The organism is Steroidobacter flavus (genome assembly GCF_042651805.1).
In the GTDB taxonomy this organism is placed as follows: Bacteria; Pseudomonadota; Gammaproteobacteria; order Steroidobacterales; family Steroidobacteraceae; genus Steroidobacter; species Steroidobacter flavus.
Genome location: NZ_JBHSDU010000014.1, coordinates 996,316 through 1,014,869 on the forward strand (window position 1 = coordinate 996,316; position 18,554 = coordinate 1,014,869).

General features: G+C 61.9%; 12 protein-coding genes. 4 read left to right on the top strand and 8 right to left on the bottom strand.

What is annotated here, in order from left to right:
- The 8 genes from ACFPN2_RS26820 to ACFPN2_RS26855 all read right to left on the bottom strand — a co-directional run bounded on the left by ACFPN2_RS26820 (position 1) and on the right by ACFPN2_RS26855 (position 7,053).
- Positions 1 to 1,179: a serine hydrolase domain-containing protein gene (locus ACFPN2_RS26820; RefSeq protein ID WP_380602365.1), complete on the bottom strand. Its 1,179-nt coding sequence runs from the start codon at positions 1,177 to 1,179 to the stop codon at positions 1 to 3.
- A gap of 92 nt (positions 1,180 to 1,271) precedes the next feature.
- Complete coding sequence (locus ACFPN2_RS26825) at positions 1,272 to 1,973, bottom strand: aspartate/glutamate racemase family protein (protein WP_380602367.1); 702 nt, start codon at positions 1,971 to 1,973, stop codon at positions 1,272 to 1,274.
- Positions 1,960 to 2,325 carry a nuclear transport factor 2 family protein gene (locus ACFPN2_RS26830; protein ID WP_380602369.1) on the bottom strand — a complete coding sequence of 122 codons (366 nt, stop codon included), beginning with the start codon at positions 2,323 to 2,325 and terminating at the stop codon, positions 1,960 to 1,962. The genes ACFPN2_RS26825 and ACFPN2_RS26830 overlap by 14 nt, the downstream gene beginning before the upstream one ends.
- 11 nt (positions 2,326 to 2,336) lie before the next feature.
- Positions 2,337 to 3,713: an aspartate aminotransferase family protein gene (locus ACFPN2_RS26835; protein WP_380602371.1), complete on the bottom strand. Its 1,377-nt coding sequence runs from the start codon at positions 3,711 to 3,713 to the stop codon at positions 2,337 to 2,339.
- A gap of 39 nt (positions 3,714 to 3,752) precedes the next feature.
- Positions 3,753 to 5,156 carry a peptide MFS transporter gene (locus ACFPN2_RS26840; RefSeq protein ID WP_380602373.1) on the bottom strand — a complete coding sequence of 468 codons (1,404 nt, stop codon included), beginning with the start codon at positions 5,154 to 5,156 and terminating at the stop codon, positions 3,753 to 3,755.
- A 114-nt stretch (positions 5,157 to 5,270) separates the two neighbouring features.
- Complete coding sequence (locus tag ACFPN2_RS26845; protein ID WP_380602375.1) at positions 5,271 to 6,272, bottom strand: LysR substrate-binding domain-containing protein; 1,002 nt, start codon at positions 6,270 to 6,272, stop codon at positions 5,271 to 5,273.
- Between the two features lie 145 nt (positions 6,273 to 6,417).
- Complete coding sequence (locus ACFPN2_RS26850) at positions 6,418 to 6,732, bottom strand: hypothetical protein (protein ID WP_380602377.1); 315 nt, start codon at positions 6,730 to 6,732, stop codon at positions 6,418 to 6,420.
- 57 nt (positions 6,733 to 6,789) lie between these two features.
- Complete coding sequence (locus ACFPN2_RS26855; protein ID WP_380602379.1) at positions 6,790 to 7,053, bottom strand: hypothetical protein; 264 nt, start codon at positions 7,051 to 7,053, stop codon at positions 6,790 to 6,792.
- A gap of 343 nt (positions 7,054 to 7,396) precedes the next feature.
- Between ACFPN2_RS26855 and ACFPN2_RS26860 the strand changes: the two genes are divergently transcribed.
- The 4 genes from ACFPN2_RS26860 (at position 7,397) to ACFPN2_RS26875 (ending at position 18,552) form a co-directional block, all read left to right on the top strand.
- Entirely contained in the window at positions 7,397 to 9,586 is a 2,190-nt protein-coding gene (locus tag ACFPN2_RS26860; RefSeq protein WP_380602381.1) for a type I secretion system permease/ATPase, read from the top strand.
- Positions 9,522 to 10,868 (top strand): HlyD family type I secretion periplasmic adaptor subunit, encoded by a 1,347-nt coding sequence (locus ACFPN2_RS26865; protein WP_380602383.1) that lies wholly within the window; start codon positions 9,522 to 9,524, stop codon positions 10,866 to 10,868. Before ACFPN2_RS26860 ends, ACFPN2_RS26865 begins: the two co-directional genes overlap by 65 nt.
- Positions 10,869 to 10,877: 9 nt before the next feature.
- Entirely contained in the window at positions 10,878 to 11,501 is a 624-nt protein-coding gene (locus ACFPN2_RS26870; protein WP_380602385.1) for a response regulator transcription factor, read from the top strand.
- Positions 11,502 to 11,700: 199 nt separating this feature from the next.
- Complete coding sequence (locus ACFPN2_RS26875; protein ID WP_380602387.1) at positions 11,701 to 18,552, top strand: Ig-like domain-containing protein; 6,852 nt, start codon at positions 11,701 to 11,703, stop codon at positions 18,550 to 18,552.
- The last annotated feature ends 2 nt before the right edge of the window (positions 18,553 to 18,554 follow it).

Below are 18,554 nucleotides of genomic sequence, written 5' to 3' on the forward strand. Positions count from 1 at the left end.
TCATCGCACGGCCTGGACCACACCGTTGAAGAAGTCGTTGTCGAGCATGCCGCCCTCGGCGAAGCGCGGCTTGGAGCGGGCGCTCAACGTGACGACGATCAACTGGTGGACCGGGTTGATATAGATGTACTGACCGAAGATACCGCGCGCACTGAACGCCCCGTCGGCGAATGTTCCGTCCGCCGCCGCCACCGGCCACCACATGTAACCATAGTGCACCTGTTTGTCCCCCATCTTTCGGGACAGCGTCGCCTCGGGCACCCAGCCGTCGGGCAGCACCTGCCGGCCGCCAGCATAGCCGCCGTTGAGGAAGAAGAGCCCGAAGCGGCCGAAATCGCGCAAGGTCGCATCCAGCCCGGTGCCTGCGATCTCCAGTCCGCCCGGCGTTTCCAGCCACCATTGCGCGGGCTGCTCCATCGAGAACTTCGACCAGATCTTCTCGCTGAGGTAGTCGCACAGCCACTTGCCGGTCGTGGCACGCAATAGCGCGCCGACGATATGAACCTCACCCGTGCTGTACTCCCACCGGTCTCCGGACGGGGCGATGCGATCGCGGCTGGCGAGATAGCGAGTGATCGCGCCGGGCTTCTGATCCAGCTGCAACTCCAGCATCGAGCGTCGATGCGAGCGCGCATCGGTCTGGTCTTCATCCCAGCTCAACCCGGTCGCCATCTGCAACAGATGCTTGATCGTGACCTGCGCGTACGGCGTGCCGTTCAACTCCGGCAGATAGCGCGTCAACAAATCGTCGACACTGCGAATCGCGCCTTCGTGGATGGCCGCGCCGACCAAGGTCGTGCTGATCGATTTCGCCACCGACATCGACGGCCAACGCGTCTGCTGATCGATCCCCAGATCGTAATGTTCCCGCAGCACCTTGCCGTCCTTGATGAGCAGCAGACCGGCGACACGATTGCGCGAGACATAGTCGGCGAGATCGAATTGCTTGCCGTTCGATTGAAAGGTCACATCTTCCAGCGTCGTGCTCGCGCGAGGCAGCGGATATGGATTGGGGCCGCACGCGATGGTTCGCTGGGCGAAGGTCCACTCATGCGTCTTGAACAGATCGACCAGATCTGTCGGCAGCAACTTGCCCGCATAGGCATTGCGAACTCGGACCTGGGCCGCATTCCGGGCCTCGTTGAAGTGAGTCGCTGCTGCCTGATCAACCGTGCGCATGGAATCCTCGTTACTCGAAAAGCGGTGTTGAATCTTTATATTCCCTGCTCGCACCCGCACGGGTGCCTACCATGCCCTTCGCGGTGTATCTGCTACACCGCGTGTTGCCCTGACCGCGCGCAGAGCTCGCGCAACTTCAACACGGCACTGGCGGGCGTCGTGAGCACGGGGCGTCCGGTCATCTGCTCGATCGGTGCCGCTGCCCGCGCCAGAGAAAACTGGCCCAGGACCAAACTGTTGGTCATCGGCATCTGAGCGGCGGCTTCGGTGACCAGATAGTCATGCGTGTGCCCGTCGCCTCGTTTGAGCGCATCGAGCGCGCCTTCCACGACCCGCGCATCCACTTCCATGCTGACGCCGCGTTGCCGGGCCATCGCGGTGAGCTCCGCACGGGATGCCGATAGCGATGGCGCAAAGCTCACGAGCAAACCGACGCGTCCGCCTAGGGTCACGGCATCTTCGAACGTCGCCTCGTTCGGCCGGACGACTGGAATCTTCACCACTCGTTTCACAGCATCGATCGCGGGGCCGAGCGCTGCACATGTAACGAGAATAGCCGCGGTGGCGCCGCCCCGGCCGGAACACGACTCGGCATACCGCGCCAGAGCAACGACGCGATCGACAATGGCCGACGTCATTTCTCCCGCATGCGTCAAGTCAGTGGACAGCGAGCTGTCCAGCAGATCGAACGTGATCGCACGCGGCCACAGCGTGTCGAACGCCGCATGAATCGGCGCGATCGACTCCGGCAAGGCATGCAACAGCGCGATGCGCGGCCCGTCAGTCCGCAGCATGCGTAAAAATCTTCTTTGTGATGAGCCAGCGTTCACCGTCGTGCACCAGCGAGAGATAGTCGTGATGGTAGAAGCCGAGCATCGGGCAGCGTGCCTTGACGTACGCCACCTGATTCATGACCTCGATCCCGAGCGCCTCCATCTGAAACTCCTCGCCGCGCTGATGCGGCGATTCCCGACTGGAGACCGCGTCGAGAAAGCCTTGCAACGAGTTCTGATAAGGCGCGCCGTGCACGTCTCCGATCAACTGCACCTGCGGATGAAACACCGACTTCAGCAGCGTCGCATCGCCATAGTAGAGGCCGTCGAAGTAGCGCTTGAGCAAGGCCTCGATTTCCTCTTGTGCTTGCACGTGCCCTCCTCTTACGCGAACCCGAATAGCTTGGCGGTGGCGTCCAGGCTGCGCTTGACCTTGTCCGCCAGCTCGTCGATCTCACTATGAGAAATGACCAGCGGCGGGCTCAGCACGACCGTCGATTGTCCGAGCGGTCGCATGATCAGATTGTTTTGAGTCGCGAACTCACGGCAACGAATGCCGACTTCTTGTTCGGGCGCGAAGACGGTGCGCTTGGCCTTGTCCTTTACCAGCTGGAAGCCGGCAAGCAGCCCAACGCCGCGCAGCTCGCCGACGATCGGGTGGCCATTCGTCACCTGCTCCATGGCCTTGCGGAAGTACGGCGCGGTGTCGTGACGCACGCGCTCGATGATTTCTTCCTTCTTGATCAGCTCGATATTGGCGAGCGCCACCGCGCACGCGGCCGGATGCCCCGAGTAGGTGTACCCGTGATGAACCATGCCGGCCTTGTCATTGATGACTTCGAAGATTCTTTCGTGAATGGCCGAGGCGGCGATCGGCAGATAGCCTGAAGACAAGCCCTTCGCCATGGGCATGAAGTCCGGCTTGATGTCGTACATCTCCGAGCCGAACCAGTGACCGAGACGACCGAAGCCGCAGATCACTTCGTCCGCCACCAGCAGCACGTCGTACTTGCGACAGATGCGCTGAATCTCCGGCCAATACGTCATCGGCGGATCGATGACTCCGCCCGCGCCCTGCACCGGCTCGCCGATGAATGCCGCGACATTCTCGGGACCGAGCTCGAGAATTTTTGTTTCCAGCTCGCGAGCCGCCTGAATGCCGAACTCCTCCCGCGACAAGTCGCCGCCGCGCAGATACCAGTGCGGATGTGAGATATGCGCGAACTCCGGGAGGTTCTTGCCGTCCTGGGTATGCATCGCCGGCATGCCGCCGAGGCTCGACGCCGCGACCGTGCTGCCGTGATAGCCCCAAGTGCGGCCGATGAACGTGCGCTTGTTCGGCTTGCCCATCAACGACCAATACAAACGGGCCAGACGAATGATGGTGTCGTTGGCCTCGGAGCCGGAGTTGGCAAAGAAGAAATGTTTCAGGCCCGGCGGCGTCAGTTCGGACAGCTTCTGCGCCAGCTCGATCTGCGTCGGGGTCGAGGTCTGGAAAAAGCTGTTGTAGTAAGGCAGATCGAGCAGCTGACGGGTCGCGGCGTCGACCAGCTCGCGCCGGCCGTAACCGACTGCGACACACCACAGCCCGGCCATGCCGTCCAGGATCTTGTTGCCTTCGTTGTCGTAAACGTAAACGCCTTCTGCGCGAGTGATCACGCGCGTGCCGCGGGCAGCCAGGGTCTTGGAATCGGTGAACGGATGCATGTGATGCGCCCGATCCAGCGCCTGCCATTCGCCCGTCGTTCTTTTCTCGGCCATCGCTCTAACCCTCAACAACAATTTTCAATTTCGTGGCAATCACGCCGTCACGCGCAACACTCGCAGCAACGGTCCGCGCAATATCAGGATCAATACGGTGCCGCAGCCCACGATGGCGCCGTGCATCGACCAGAACTGAGTCGTCGACAATGTTTCGTAGAAACGGCCGAGCCAACCGCTGAGCAGACCGCCGAGAAACATCGCGAGATAGGTGGCGCCGACCATCATCGCGTTGACCGCTGCTGGCGCAGCTCGCGACACAAAGGTGAGTGTGATCGGCCAGGTGTAGAGATAACCGATGGCACAAACGAAATGAAACGCCAGCGGCCAGAGAATCGAAATCCGGCTGCCGCCCGACAACGTCGCGCCGACACCGAGCAACGCACAGCCAATAGCGAAGGCCGCGCAACCGGCTGCGATCTTTGTGAGATCTTTCGGTTCAGCGCCCCGCTTCGCTTGCCGACGCCAGTACCAGATCACCGCGGGCGCCAGTGCCAATACCGCCAGGGTATCGAACGATTGGAACCAGGTGACCGGGATGTTGAAGCCGAACAGATCCCGATCGACCCGATCGCGCAGCCAGAGCGGATAGGTATTCCAGACCTGGGTCTGTCCGATCCAATACAGGGCCACGACGGCGATGACCCCAGCCAGCGCCACGATGGCGGAGGCGTCGCCGGGCTGAAGCTGAACGGGCGCCGACGCTTTTGACGTAACGCGGTCGGGCGGCAGGTGCCTCTTGCCTCTCATATATATAGCGATCCCGACTAGCATGCCGAGGCCGGCGACCCCGAAGCCGTAATGCCAGCCATACAGCTCGCCCAAGGTCCCGCATACCAGCGGCGCAACGAATGCGCCGACATTGATCGCCAGGCAGTACATCGAGAATGCCGAGTCGCGGCGGCTATCCGACTTGTCGTAGAGATCGCCCACCTGGGCGGCGAGATTTCCCTTGAGCAGGCCCGAGCCGAAGATCAACGCCCCCAGTGCGATTAGAAATGCGGACTCGAACACCATCAGGAAATGACCGATGGCCATCAGCAACGCGCCGGCGATGACCGCCCGCGTGCGGCCGGTGAACCGGTCGCCGATCAAGCCGCCGAGGATCGGGAAGAAATACACCAGCGCGATGTAGAGCCCGAAGATCTGCGACGCCAGCGCCTGCGTCGACAGCGGCCCCAACACCGACTCGAGCAGCGAGCGGAACGCGGCAAAGCCGGCGATGTTCTCGACGCTGCCCGCCTTCAGCAATTGCCCGGTCATGTACAGGACCAGCAGCGCCTGCATTCCGTAGAACGAAAACCGCTCCCAGCCTTCGGCGAACACGATGTACGCGAGGCCTCGCGGATGACCGAAGAACGTCCGTTGCACTGGCGGGCTTTGATAACTGCCCACCGCTGCAATCGCGGCGTTCATCGGCTCAACTCTGCTGGCGCCTGCCATCGGGTCCTGCTCGCGTGTGCGCATTCGATGGTTTTTTATACCCGCGAGGTTCCGCCCGACGGTTGCATAGGGCGGTAGCGCCGGTGTACGTGGTACACCGGGCGGTGACTTCGATCAGCCGGCGTCGGGAGCTTTGAGCTCCGGATGATCCCTGGCGATGGTGGTCGTCAACCAGTTCCGGAAGCTGCGAATGGGGAGCGCGTCCCACCGCTCGGCGCGAGCGACGAACTGAAGCATTCCCATGGCGTGCGGCTGAAAGCTGTCGAGCCCCGCGCCGATGTCCATCAGCTGGCGCTGCTTCAATTCTTCCGCCACCACCAGATAGTTGATCAGCGCGATACCCCGGCCATGACGTGCCGCCTCGAGCGCCAGCTGGGCCTGCCACAGCCGTGGTCCGGACAACTCCTCGTCGGTGTGCACGCCATGACTGGCGAGCCAGTTCCGCCAGCGCATCAGGTTGTCCTCGTGGAGCAGCTGGTGGCCGAGAATGTCCTTGGGCTCGCGAATCTTCGGATTCCGCGCCAGATACTCGCGACTCGCCACCGCGATCACGGGCGCCCGCGCGATCTCGACGCTGCGGCACTCGGCTGGAATCTCATAGGCCGCGCCATACATGGCGACGATGCGCAGATCGACGTCGGCGTGATGGGTCAGGAAGTCCGGACTGCGATCCATGGGCCGCACTTCGATGTCGAACCCGGGATGGGCCAGCTCGAAATCGCCCAGCCTTCCGGAAATCCAATGCAAGGCAAAGGCCGGCATGCAATGGATATGCAGGCGCCGGCTGTCGCCCCGCTTCATCAAATCGATGGTGGCGTTGGAAATGGCGTCGATCGCCGCGCTGATCTGCTTGTGATAACGCACCCCGTCCTCGGTCAGGACCGTGCCATTGGCGGTACGGGCGATCAGCTTGGTGCCGGTCCACTCCTCGATGGTGCGCAGGTGCCGACTGATCACGCCGTGATCGCGACACAAGTATTGAGCCGCCCGCCTCACCCCGCCGAGCCGGGCAATGGCATCGAATGCGCGCAAGGCGTCGAATGGCGGCAGGCCCTTCCGGGACGGAAGCGCGGGAGCTGGCGGATCAATCCGGCGTCGGTCTTCAGCAGACATCATGATCTCTGGCTCGCAGCAGCGTGCTTGGAACGAGTATGCCTACGGCAAAGCCCCCGGCCAATCCATCCTTGCAGAATGGTCCGGGGGGCGGCGCTGCATACGACGGTGGCGGCGGTGTACAGGTGGCACCACGGCCTGTGGCGGACTACGAGGCGGGAGAGGTGCAGGTTCCGATCGCCTGGCCGAAGCGGATCGGGAAGGACTTCATGATGGATGCTTCATCACTGAGACCATTGCGAAGGTTGGATGCTACTTCGCGATCCTGCTCGCTGAGGTTCGACCAGATGCAATCGCAGACGGCGGCGTCGTTCGAGGTGCGGTCGGAGGCCAGTGTGAATCCGGGGAGCGGATGTTCGCTACAAAGGATCGTTGAAGGTGCGGTGTCGGTTGCGGGAGGGGCGGCTCTCGGGGTGGTGCAAGCTGCGGAGGCGAGCGCCAGAATCAGGAAGAAATATTTCATGGCTTGGCTTCCGAGAGCGGAGGCCCTTGCAGGCCTCCGCTGATGAGGAGCGTGCGATTACACGCGGACGAAATGATCCCAGTAGCTGTACTCGGTCTCGGTGCGGGTACGCTTCCAGCCTTCGTACGTCTGACGGGTCAGGTAGCCGTCATGGAACGTCTGGCCCACATACGTGCTGAACATCTGCGAGTAACCGCTCCACGAGCCGGTGCTGATATAGGAGCTGCGCAAGTGCCAGTCAGCGCCGCCGGTCAGCTCGGTCATCGCCTTGCGATCCAGAGCCTGGGAGAGGTCGAGGTCGGTGAAGGTCAAAGTGGTCATGTCAGTATCTCCGTCGAGGGGTGTGAGGTTTTCAGCTAAGCGCTGTGCGTTGCGCTTGAGCTAGGAATAGCAGGCGGCGTGCCAGCCGTGCCAAGCGGCTCGTGAATTTCTCTAAACGGTTGAAGTCAGCGAAGAAATATTCTCGCCGACCTCATTTCGTGCGACGCGGCACCCGGTGGCGGGCCGTTGATTTGTCGGCGAGCAGCCAACACAGACGCCTCCGGTGTTGGATCTCGGCCGATGTGGGAAGCCCTGTCCCATGATTCCGGTCACACTAAGTGCCCACCCGGTCCGTGACTGACCGCGCGGAATCAAGCTGTTTTGCTGACCTAATGTCGCGCGTATGCAATCCGCGCGTCAGTCAATCGTCGAAGCAGTAGTTCCCATCGAGGATTGGGAAATTCCAGCGACCGCACCTCGCGGCTGCGATCCATTGCTTGCGTGCCTCGTGCATGTCACAGGGTTGTTCGGCAAGCCCTGGTCGTCGGAAGCGCTGACCGCCGGACTGCCGCTGCCCGATCACGGGCTCACACCCGAACTGTTCGTCCGCGCGGCCACTCGTGCCGGGCTATCTGCCCAAATCATCCGCCGCACGCTCGAAGACATCTCATCGCTGGCCCTGCCCGCAGTCGTGTTGCTCAACGAGCGACGAGCTTGTGTGCTCATCGACACCGACAACACGGGCCGACTGCAATTGCTGCAGCCCGAATCCGGCGGCGTTCGCGAGACGACGCTGGCGGAGCTCAACTCCTGCTATTCCGGCGCCGTCATTTTCGTCCGACCTCGCATCAAGCTGGACGCACGCAGCGAGCACAGTGCCGCCCCGCGAGCCAAGCACTGGTTCTGGAACACCATTGCGCAATGCTGGCCCATCTACGCGGAGGTCTTGATTGCATCGCTGCTAATCAACCTGTTCGCGCTGTTCATGCCGTTCTTCACCATGAACGTGTACGACCGGGTGGTGCCGAATCTCGCCGTCGAGACACTTTGGGTGCTCACGATTGGCGTGTGCATCGTGTTCGCGTTCGATCTACTCATGCGAACGCTGCGCGCGTACTTCATCGATGTCGCCGGCAAACGCGTCGATGTGGTTTTGTCCGCCCAGCTCTTCAGCAAGGTGCTCGGCCTGCGTATGGCGGATCGACCCGCGTCCGTGGGCGCGTTTGCAAACAACGTGCAGGAATTCGAATCGTTACGTGAGTTCGTCACGTCGGCAACGATTACCACGCTGGTCGACCTGCCCTTCGCAGTACTGTTCATCGTAGTAATGGCCTGGATCGGCGGCCCGATTGCCTGGGTACCGCTGATCGCCTTTCCGCTCATCGTGGGCTTTGGAATAGCGCTGCAGGGCCCGTTGTCGCGCTCCATCCAGGAAAGCTTTCGACACGCAGCCCAACGCCAGGCGACGCTGATCGAAACGCTGGCAGGACTGGAAACCATCAAGGGTCAGCGAGCCGAAGGCCCTGCTCAGCGGCGCTGGGAGCAGGCTGTCAGCCACCTCGCGATGCTCGGCTTGCGCACGCGCCTGTTGTCCAACACAGTGATCAATTTCTCGGCGTTCGTACAGCAGATGGCCTATGTCGCCGTCGTCGTGTGGGGCGTGCATTTGATCGCGGCGGAACAGCTCACCGTCGGCGGCCTGATCGCGTGCACGCTGCTGGTCGGACGTGTGCTCGCACCGCTCTCCCAAATCGCCGGCTTGCTGACTCGCTATCACCATGCGCGGACCGCGCTCGCTTCGATAAACAGAATCATGCATCTGCCCGAGGAGCGTCCGGCGGAACATGAGCTCGTGAGCCGTCCTCGTCTGCAAGGCGCGATCGAGTTTCGCGACGTCACCTTCAAATATCCCGGACAGGACCTCACGGCGCTCGCCAATGTGAGCTTTCGAATTGCACCAGGCGAGCGTGTCGCGCTGATCGGACGCATCGGCTCGGGCAAGACGACCATCGAGAAACTGGTGCTGGGCCTGCATACGCCGACCGCCGGGAGTATCCTGATCGATGGCATCGAGTCCCGACAGATCGACCCGGTGGAACTGCGACGCGATGTTGGCTATGTGCCTCAAGACATCGTGCTGTTCTACGGCTCGGTCCGTGACAACATCGTTCTCGGCGCGCCTCGTATCGAGGACGAATCGATGTTACGCGCGGCTGAACAAGCCGGCGTCACCGAGTTTGTAAACTCGCATCCCCGCGGGTTCGCGATGCCTGTCGGTGAACGTGGCGAAGCGGTTTCGGGCGGTCAGCGTCAAGCGATTGCAATCGCGCGAGCGTATCTGCTCCAACCGCCGATCCTGCTGTTCGACGAGCCGAGCAACGCCATGGACAATCGCACGGAGGAGCAATTCAAAGCACGGCTCGCCGGACAACTCGACGGCCGCACGCTGCTGCTCATCACACATCGGGCTTCGCTGCTGTCGCTCGTCAATCGGATCATCGTTATCGAAGCCGGACGCGTCGCCGCCGATGGGCCGCGCGACCAGGTGCTCGCGGCGCTGGCCGGAGGAAAGATCGGTGCTGGCTCACGCTGAACCCTTGCAGAACGCCCGCCCCCTCGCCCACTGGATCCTTTGGAGCACGCTGGCGTTCTTTGTGATTGCGCTGCTCTGGGCCAGCCAGGCGCAGCTCGACGAGGTCACGCTCGGCCAGGGCCAGGTCATTCCCTCCAGCAAGATCCAGGTCGTGCAGAACCTCGAGGGCGGCATCATCGCCGAGATTCTGGTCGAACCGGGACAGGTCGTGAACAAGGGCCAGACCCTGATGCGAATCGACGATACGCGCTTCTCGTCTTCGTACCAGGAAGGTGCGGCGAAGGACGATTCGCTGCGCGCTCGAATCGCCCGCCTCGAAGCGGAGGCCTCGCTCGGAGAATTCATCGCGCCAGCGGACTTGCAAAGCCGTGCAGTGGAGCTGGTTCGCCACGAACGAGCTGTGTTCGACGCTCGCCGCCGCGATCTCGATGCGAGTCTGGCGGTGCTGGAACGACAAGGCGAACAGCGTGCGCAGGAGTTGTCGGAGGTGCAGACCCATGCGGCGCAACTCGAGCACAGCTACGATCTGGTGCAGCAGGAGCTCGCAATTACCCGTCAGGCCGCGGATCAAAGTGTGTTTCCAAAGGTCCAGCTCATCCGGCTCGAACGGCAAGCGAACGATTTGAAAGGCGAGCTCGATGTCGCACGGCTGAGCGTCCCTCGCCTGCAAGCGGCCATGGCCGAAGTGCGCCGGAGGGCAGATCAGGCCACGGCTGAGTTTCGGTCGGCGGCGAGCCGTGAGCTGAGCGAAGCGCGTGCGGAGCAGTCTGTCATCAGCGCCACGAAAGTCGCGCTCGAGGATCGCCTTGCTCGAACGACCGTGCGTGCGCCTCTGACAGGCACCATCAAGCAAGTGAAGGTCAACACCATCGGCGGAGTCGTTCAGCCCGGCATGGATCTGGTGGAAATCGTGCCGCTGGAGGACAGCTTGCTCGTGGAAGCACGCGTGCGTCCCGCGGACATCGCATTCTTGCGGCCAGGGTTGCCTGCGATGGTCAAGCTGACCGCCTATGACTTCTCGATCTACGGCGGGCTCGAGGGCACTGTCGATCACATCAGCGCCGATGCGATTCTCGACGAACGCTCGGCCGCGCGTCCCGAAAGTTACTATCTGGTGCGTGTTCGCACCTCCCGAGGCGGTCGCGGCGCCGGCGATAAACATCTCAAGATCATTCCGGGCATGCAGGCGACGGTCGACATCCGCACCGGACACAAGACCGTGCTGCAGTACCTGTTGAAGCCGATACTCCGCGCCAGGCAGACCGCCCTGCGCGAGCGCTGAGGAGGCCCGATGTTTGTTATCGCAAGCCCGGACCCGGACACGCTGGACCGCTGGCGCGCGGGACTCGGCGAGAACGCGTCGTTGATCGAGGTCCGGCGCAACGATGCCTTGCGCGAGTGCGTGGCCCGCCTTCAGCCACAGTTGCTGCTGCTCGATCTGCGGCTGGCACGAGCCGTGCGTCCCCAGGACATTTCGCTATTGAGCAAGGCCAGCCCCGCTACTCGCATCATCGTATTGGCGGACGCTTGTAACGAAGATGTTGAAGTCGCGCTGTTCAGAGCGGGCGTTCGCGGCGTCTGCCCTCTGCATGTTTCCGACGATCTGCTGCTGAGAGTTACCAACGCGGTCTTGCAGGGAGAGCTGTGGATTCGTCGCGCGCTGGTACCGAAGTTGCTCGAAGGCTTCGCCACCGACCGACATGAAGCGGAGACTGGTTGCACCGGTCGGTTCGCGATCCTGACGCCTCGAGAAACCGAAATCGCGCGCCTCATTGGCCAAGGCGTGAGTAACAAGCGCATCGCGCGCCATCTGGCGATCGCGGAACAAACGGTGAAAGGCCATCTCACGGCGATCTTCCGCAAGATCGGCGTCGTCGATCGCACCAAGCTCGCGCTGCTCTTTGCGCACCGATAGCCAGTGCCGAGCGGTAGGCTCCCGCATTACTCCTTCTGCACGCGCAGCATACTACTAAGAAATGTGACGTATCCCTCACATCCCGATGCTCATTTGCACGGTCGGGCAATACCAAAGTATGGGCAGACGGCAGTCGGATAGACCGCCTCCACCACGCCACTAGCATCGCCTGAAACAAATATCGGGAGGCTTGGGGCGGATGGCAACGAATAACGGCAGCAATGGCGATGACATCATCACCGGTACGAGCGGCGCGGATCAGCTCAACGGTGGCGCGGGCAACGATACTCTCTATGGCGGCGACGGCAGCGACCGACTGAACGGCGGCTCCGGCAATGACACGCTGGACGGCGGCAGCGGCAGCGATATTCTCAACGGCGACTCCGGCAACGACATTCTGGTGTATCGACTGGCGGAGAACGTCGGGACCGGCGACCTGTACACCGGCGGTGCCGGCATCGATACCATCCGCCTGATGCTGACGGACTCGGAGTGGCTGCAAGACTCCGTTCAATCCGAACTGGCGCGCTACTTCTCACATCTCGCCTCCGTCCAGCGCAACGCGCAGGGTGAGGTGTCCAACGGCAGCAGCCGCGATTTCACATTCAACTTCGGCACCTCGACGTTGACGGTGCAGATGATGGAGCGCCTCGAGATCTACGTGAATGGCGCGGTCGTCGGCAATCTCGACGCACCGGTCATCGACACTTTCGATTCGACGCTCGGCGGCATCGTCACCGAGGATGGGAACGACGACGTTAGTTCGACGACCACGGAAATCGGCAGCGGATCGATCAAGTTCTTCGACCTCGACAGCTCCGATACCCATAGCATCAGCGTCGTCCCGCCCGCCGGGACTTGTCTCGGGACCTTCAGCGCGTCGCTCACGAACGCTGCTTTCGGTGACGGCCAGGGAATGGTCGGCTGGACCTACACACTCAGCGACTCCGCCGCTCAGTCCTTGGCCGCGGGCGAGACACGAACGGAAGTGTACGTCGTCAAAATCACTGACGATGAGGGGCTGTCGGTCACACAGAGTGTGACCATTACCATCCACGGCACGAACGACGCTCCAGTTGCAGTCGCGGATGTGCGAAGTGCAATGGAGGATGGCTCGGTTCTCATCGGCACGGTCGCAGGTAACGACAGCGACGTGGACAACGGTGCTGTGCTCAATTACTCACTTGCTGGCTCCGCCCCCGCCGGGCTCACTTTCAACACCGATGGCACCTATACCTTCGATCCGAGCCACACCGCCTATCAGCACCTCGCCGCCGGCGCCACGCAGAATGTTGTCGTTAGTTACATCGTGACCGACGAGCACGGCGCGAGCAGCAGCGCCACGCTGACGATCACCGTGACCGGAACGAATGACGCGCCGGTCGCAGTTGCGGACACGAACTCTGCTACAGAAGACGGAGCGATTCTTATCGGCTCAGTTGCCGCCAACGACAGCGATGCCGACGACGGCGCGACATTAAGCTACTCACTCAATACCCCCGTTCCTGCAGGCCTCAGCTTTAACACCGACGGCAGCTACAGCTTCAATCCAAGCCACGCCGCGTATCAGCACCTCGCCGCCGGCGCCACACAGAATGTGGTCATTGGTTACACAGTGACCGACGAGCACGGCGCGAGCAGCAGCGCCACGCTCACGATCACCGTGACCGGAACGAATGACACTCCGGTCGCAGTTGCAGACACGAACGCTGCCACAGAAGACAGCGCCATTCTCCTGGGCACGGTTGCCACTAACGATACCGACGCTGATGACGGCGCCATACTCAGCTACTCACTCGACGCGCCCGCGCCGGCCGGCCTCACGTTCAACACCGACGGCAGTTACAGCTTCGATCCGGGCCATGCCGCTTATCAGCACCTCGCTGCCGGTGCCACACAGAATGTTGTCGTTGGTTACACCGTGACTGACGATCACGGCGCCAGCAGCAGTGCCACGCTCACGATCACCGTGACCGGAACGAATGACGCGCCGGTCGCAGTTGCGGACACGAACAGTGCCATAGAAGACAGCTCCGTTCTCCTGGGCACGGTTGCCACTAATGACACCGATATCGACGACGGCGCGACACTGAGCTACTCACTCAATGCCCCCGCTCCTGCAGGCCTCACGTTCAATACCGACGGCAGCTACACCTTCAATCCAAGCCATGCCGCCTATCAGCACCTCGCCGCCGGTACCACACAGAATGTTGTCGTTGGTTACACCGTGACCGACGAGCACGGCGCCAGCAGCGGCGCCACTCTCACGATCACCGTCACCGGAACCAATGACACTCCGGTCGCAGTTGCGGACACGAACGCTGCCACAGAAGACAGCGCCGTTCTCCTAGGCACAGTTGCCACCAACGACAGCGACGCCGATGACGGTGCCATACTCAGCTACTCGCTCGATGCGCCCGCTCCCGCTGGCCTCACATTCAACACCGACGGCAGTTACAGCTTCGATCCCAGCCACGCGGCTTATCAGCACCTCGCTGCCGGTACCACACAGAATGTTGTCGTTGGTTACACCGTGACCGACGAGCACGGCGCCAGCAGCGGCGCCACTCTCACGATCACCGTCACCGGAACCAATGACACTCCGGTCGCAGTTGCGGACACGAACGCTGCCACAGAAGACAGCGCCGTTCTCCTAGGCACAGTTGCCACCTACGACAGCGACGCCGATGACGGTGCCATACTCAGCTACTCGCTCGATGCGCCCGCTCCCGCTGGCCTCACATTCAACACCGACGGCAGTTACAGCTTCGATCCCAGCCACGCGGCTTATCAGCACCTCGCTGCCGGCACCACACAGAATGTTGTCGTTGGTTACATCGTGACCGACGATCACGGTGCGAGCAGCGGTGCCACTCTCACGATCACCGTCACCGGAACTAACGACACGCCAATCGCAGTGGCGGATACGAACGCTGCTACAGAGGACGGCGCCGTTCTCCTGGGTATAGTTGCTACCAACGACACCGATGCTGATGACGGCAGCACGCTGAGCTATTCACTCAATGCCCCCGCGCCTGCTGGCCTCACCTTCAATACCGACGGCAGCTACACCTTCAATCCAAGCCATGCCGCCTATCAGCACCTGGCCGCCGGGGCCACACAGAATGTGGTCGTTGGTTACACCGTGACTGACGATCACGGCGCGAACAGCAGCACCACACTGACGATTACCGTAACCGGAACCAATGACATTCCGGTCGCAATTGCGGACACGAACAGTGCCATAGAAGACAGCGCCGCTCTCCTAGGTACGGTTGCCACCAACGACAGCGATATCGACGACGGCGCGACATTAACCTACTCACTCAATGCCCCCGCTCCTGCTGGCCTCAGCTTTAACACCGACGGCAGCTACAGCTTCAATCCAAGTCACGCGGCTTATCAGCATCTCGCTGCCGGCGCCACACAGAACGTTGTCGTTGGTTACGCCGTGACCGACGATCACGGCGCGAGCAGCAACGCCACTCTCACGATCACTGTGACCGGAACCAATGACATTCCGGTCGCGGTTGCGGACACGAACAGTGCCATAGAAGATAGCGCCGTTCTCCTGGGCACGGCTGCCACTAACGACAGCGATATCGACGACGGCGCGACACTAAGCTACTCACTCAATGCCCCCGCTCCGGCCGGGCTAACCTTCAACACCGACGGCAGCTACAGCTTCAACCCGAGCCATGCCGCCTATCAGCACCTCGCCGCCGGCGCCACGCAGAATGTTGTCGTTGGTTACACCGTAACCGACGATCACGGCGCGAGCAGCGCTGCCACTCTCACGATCACCGTCACCGGAACGAATGACACGCCGGTCGCAGCTGCAGACACGAACGCTGCCACAGAAGACAGCGCCGTTCTCCTAGGCACAGTTGCCACCAACGACAGCGATGCCGATGACGGCGCGACACTGAGCTACTCACTCAATGCCCCCGCTCCGGCCGGCCTCACGTTCAATCTCGACGGCAGCTACAGCTTCAATCCGGGCCATGCCGCTTTTCAGCACCTCGCTGCGGGTGCCATACAGAATGTGGTCGTTGGTTACACCGTGACCGACGAGCACGGCGCGAGCAGCAGCGCCACTCTCACGATCACCGTGACCGGAACCAATGACACGCCCGTCGCAGTTGCAGACACGAACGCTGCCACAGAAGACAGCGCCGTTCTCCTAGGCACAGTTGCCACCAACGACAGCGACGCCGATGACGGCGCCGTACTGAGCTATGCCCTCGATGCTCCTGCTCCGGCCGGCCTCACATTCAACACCGACGGCAGTTACAGCTTCAATCCAAGCCATGCTGCCTATCAGCACCTCGCCGCCGGCGCCACGCAGAATGTGGTCGTTAGCTACATCGTGACCGATGAGCACGGCGCCAGCAGCGATGCCACTCTCACGATCACCGTGACCGGAACGAATGACACGCCAGTCGCAGTGACGGATACGAACTCTGCTACAGAGGACGCCGCCGTTCTCCTGGGAACAGTTGCCACCAACGACACCGACGCCGATGACGGCGCCATACTGAGCTATGCCCTCGATGCTCCTGCTCCGGCCGGATTCACGTTCAACACCGACGGCAGTTACAGCTTCAATCCAAGCCATGCAGCCTATCAGCACCTGGCCGCCGGGGCCACACAGAATGTGGTCATTGGTTACGTCGTGACCGACGATCACGGCGCCAGCAGCAGCGCGGCACTCACGATCGCTGTGACCGGAACGAATGACACGCCAGTGGCGGTTGCGGACACGAACGCTGCTACGGAGGACGGCGCCATTCTCCTGGGTACAGTTGCCGCCAACGACACCGACGCCGACGCCGATGACGGCGCGACACTGAGCTACTCACTCAATGCTCCCGCTCCTGCTGGCCTCACGTTCAACACCGATGGCAGCTACAGCTTCAATCCAAGCCATGCGGCCTATCAGCACCTCGCTGCTGGTGCCACACAGAATGTGGTCGTTGGTTACACCGTGACCGATGAGCATAGCGCCAGCAGCGGTGCCGCTCTCACGATCACCGTGACCGGAACAAACGATACGCCAGTCGCGGTTGCGGATACGAACGCCGCTACTGAGGACAGCGCCGTTGTCCTGGGCACGGTTGCTACCAACGACACCGATGCCGATGATGGCGCCACACTGAGCTATGCCCTCGATGCTCCTGCTCCGGCCGGCCTAACCTTCAACACCGACGGCAGTTACAGCTTCAACCCGAGCCACGCTGCCTATCAGCACCTCGCCGCCGGCGCCACACAGAACGTGGTCGCCGGGTACACAGTGACTGACGAACACGGGGCGAGCAGCAGCGCCACGCTCACGATCACCGTGACGGGCAGCAACGATGCGCCAGTAAACACCGTGCCCGCGAGTCCGCTAACAACGAACCAAGACACCAGCAAAGTCATCACCGGTCTGAGCATCGCCGACGTCGATGCGGGCGCCGGCAACGTGACGACGACCCTCTCTGTCATGCACGGTGCGCTGACCGTGTCTGGTAATCCAAGTGTGACGGTCACTGGAAGTGGCTCAGCCAGCGTTACACTGACAGGCACCGTAGCGGCGATCAACACACTGCTCGCGACGGCCACTGCTGTCACCTACACGCCGGCCATCACCTATGCTGGCGCGGACACACTGACCGTTGTAACCAACGATGGAGCACTGACCGACACCGACTCGGTCGCGATAACCGTCACCGCGACCAATGCCGCGCCGGTCGCGGCAAACGATGTCCTCTACGTTTCAAATAACACCAACGCAATCACCATCCCGGTCAGCGCCCTGCTCGGCAACGATCGGGATGCCGATGGTCTGGCGCTGACGGTGACCTCGGTCGGTTCGGCGTCAGGCGGGATCTCCAACCTGGCGTTGAGCTCCAATGGCACGATCATATTCGACAGCAACAACAGCACCGTCGGCAGCTTCACCTACACCATAGGGGACGGTGGGACGCCGCTGGGCACGAGCACCGCGACGGTCACGGTAAACATCGTCAGCACCAACGGCGCATCGAACGTCAACCTGACGGGACTGACGTACAACGCTTCCTACCTGGACGGCGGCAGCAACAATGACACGCTCACCGGCGGAGGCGTCGCGCCCGATACATTGATCGGCGGTGCGGCCGACGATACGTTGGTCGGCGGCAACGGCAACGACGTGCTCCGAGGCGGCCTGGGCAACGATACGATCGACGGTGGCACGGGCGTCGATATGCTCGACCTTTCGGATGCCACCGCGGGCATCAGCATCACACTCAATCAGGGCACGAACGGCGCCAATCCGCCGAACCTGACCTGGTCCACCGGCTCATTGGCGGGCATTGGCACCGACGCGTACAAGAACGTGGAAGGCGTGATCGGCAGCGCGTTCAACGACACGATCACCGGCAGCGGCGGCGACGACATCCTGCGAGGCGGCGGTGGCAACGACACGCTCAATGGCGGCGCCGGCATCGATCTGCTGGACTTCTCCGAAGTCGGCACCGGTTTCTCGATAACCATGGGCGCCGGTGGCTCGGGAACCGCCAGCGTCAATGGCATCGATAGTTATTCAAACATGGAAGGTGTCATCGGCGGCAATGGCAATGACACCATTACCGGCAACGCGGGCAACAATGTGTTGCAGGGTGGCGGCGGCAACGATTCATTGAACGGAGGCGCCGGAGCCGATGTGTTGATTGGTGGCGCGGGCGTGGACACACTCACCGGCGACCTCGGTAGCGATACCTATCGCTTTCTCGCCGGAGATGCCCGATCGGTGGACACGATCACGGACTTCAACACAGCGGCACCAGGCTCTGGCGGCGATGTGCTCGACATCAGCGATCTGTTGATCGGAGCACCCGCCATTACCACCGGCAATATCAACAGCTACCTGAGTGTTCGCGAGAGTGGCGGCAATTCCATCATCAGCATCGACCGGGATGGCACCGGCACTGCTTACGGCTTCGAGGACTTTGTCGTTCTCACCGGGCACACGGGACTGAGCCTGTCATCGCTGCTGACCAACAACAATATCGATACGACGTTGTGAGT

Coding starts and splice junctions, on each gene's coding strand:
- ACFPN2_RS26820 (WP_380602365.1), bottom strand. CDS start 1,179: ATGCGCACGGTTGATCAGGCAGCAGCGACTCACTTCAACGAGGCCCGG.
- ACFPN2_RS26825 (WP_380602367.1), bottom strand. CDS start 1,973: ATGCTGCGGACTGACGGGCCGCGCATCGCGCTGTTGCATGCCTTGCCG.
- ACFPN2_RS26835 (WP_380602371.1), bottom strand. CDS start 3,713: ATGGCCGAGAAAAGAACGACGGGCGAATGGCAGGCGCTGGATCGGGCG.
- ACFPN2_RS26840 (WP_380602373.1), bottom strand. CDS start 5,156: ATGGCAGGCGCCAGCAGAGTTGAGCCGATGAACGCCGCGATTGCAGCG.
- ACFPN2_RS26845 (WP_380602375.1), bottom strand. CDS start 6,272: ATGATGTCTGCTGAAGACCGACGCCGGATTGATCCGCCAGCTCCCGCG.
- ACFPN2_RS26850 (WP_380602377.1), bottom strand. CDS start 6,732: ATGAAATATTTCTTCCTGATTCTGGCGCTCGCCTCCGCAGCTTGCACC.
- ACFPN2_RS26855 (WP_380602379.1), bottom strand. CDS start 7,053: ATGACCACTTTGACCTTCACCGACCTCGACCTCTCCCAGGCTCTGGAT.
- ACFPN2_RS26860 (WP_380602381.1), top strand. CDS start 7,397: ATGCAATCCGCGCGTCAGTCAATCGTCGAAGCAGTAGTTCCCATCGAG.
- ACFPN2_RS26865 (WP_380602383.1), top strand. CDS start 9,522: ATGGGCCGCGCGACCAGGTGCTCGCGGCGCTGGCCGGAGGAAAGATCG.
- ACFPN2_RS26870 (WP_380602385.1), top strand. CDS start 10,878: ATGTTTGTTATCGCAAGCCCGGACCCGGACACGCTGGACCGCTGGCGC.
- ACFPN2_RS26875 (WP_380602387.1), top strand. CDS start 11,701: ATGGCAACGAATAACGGCAGCAATGGCGATGACATCATCACCGGTACG.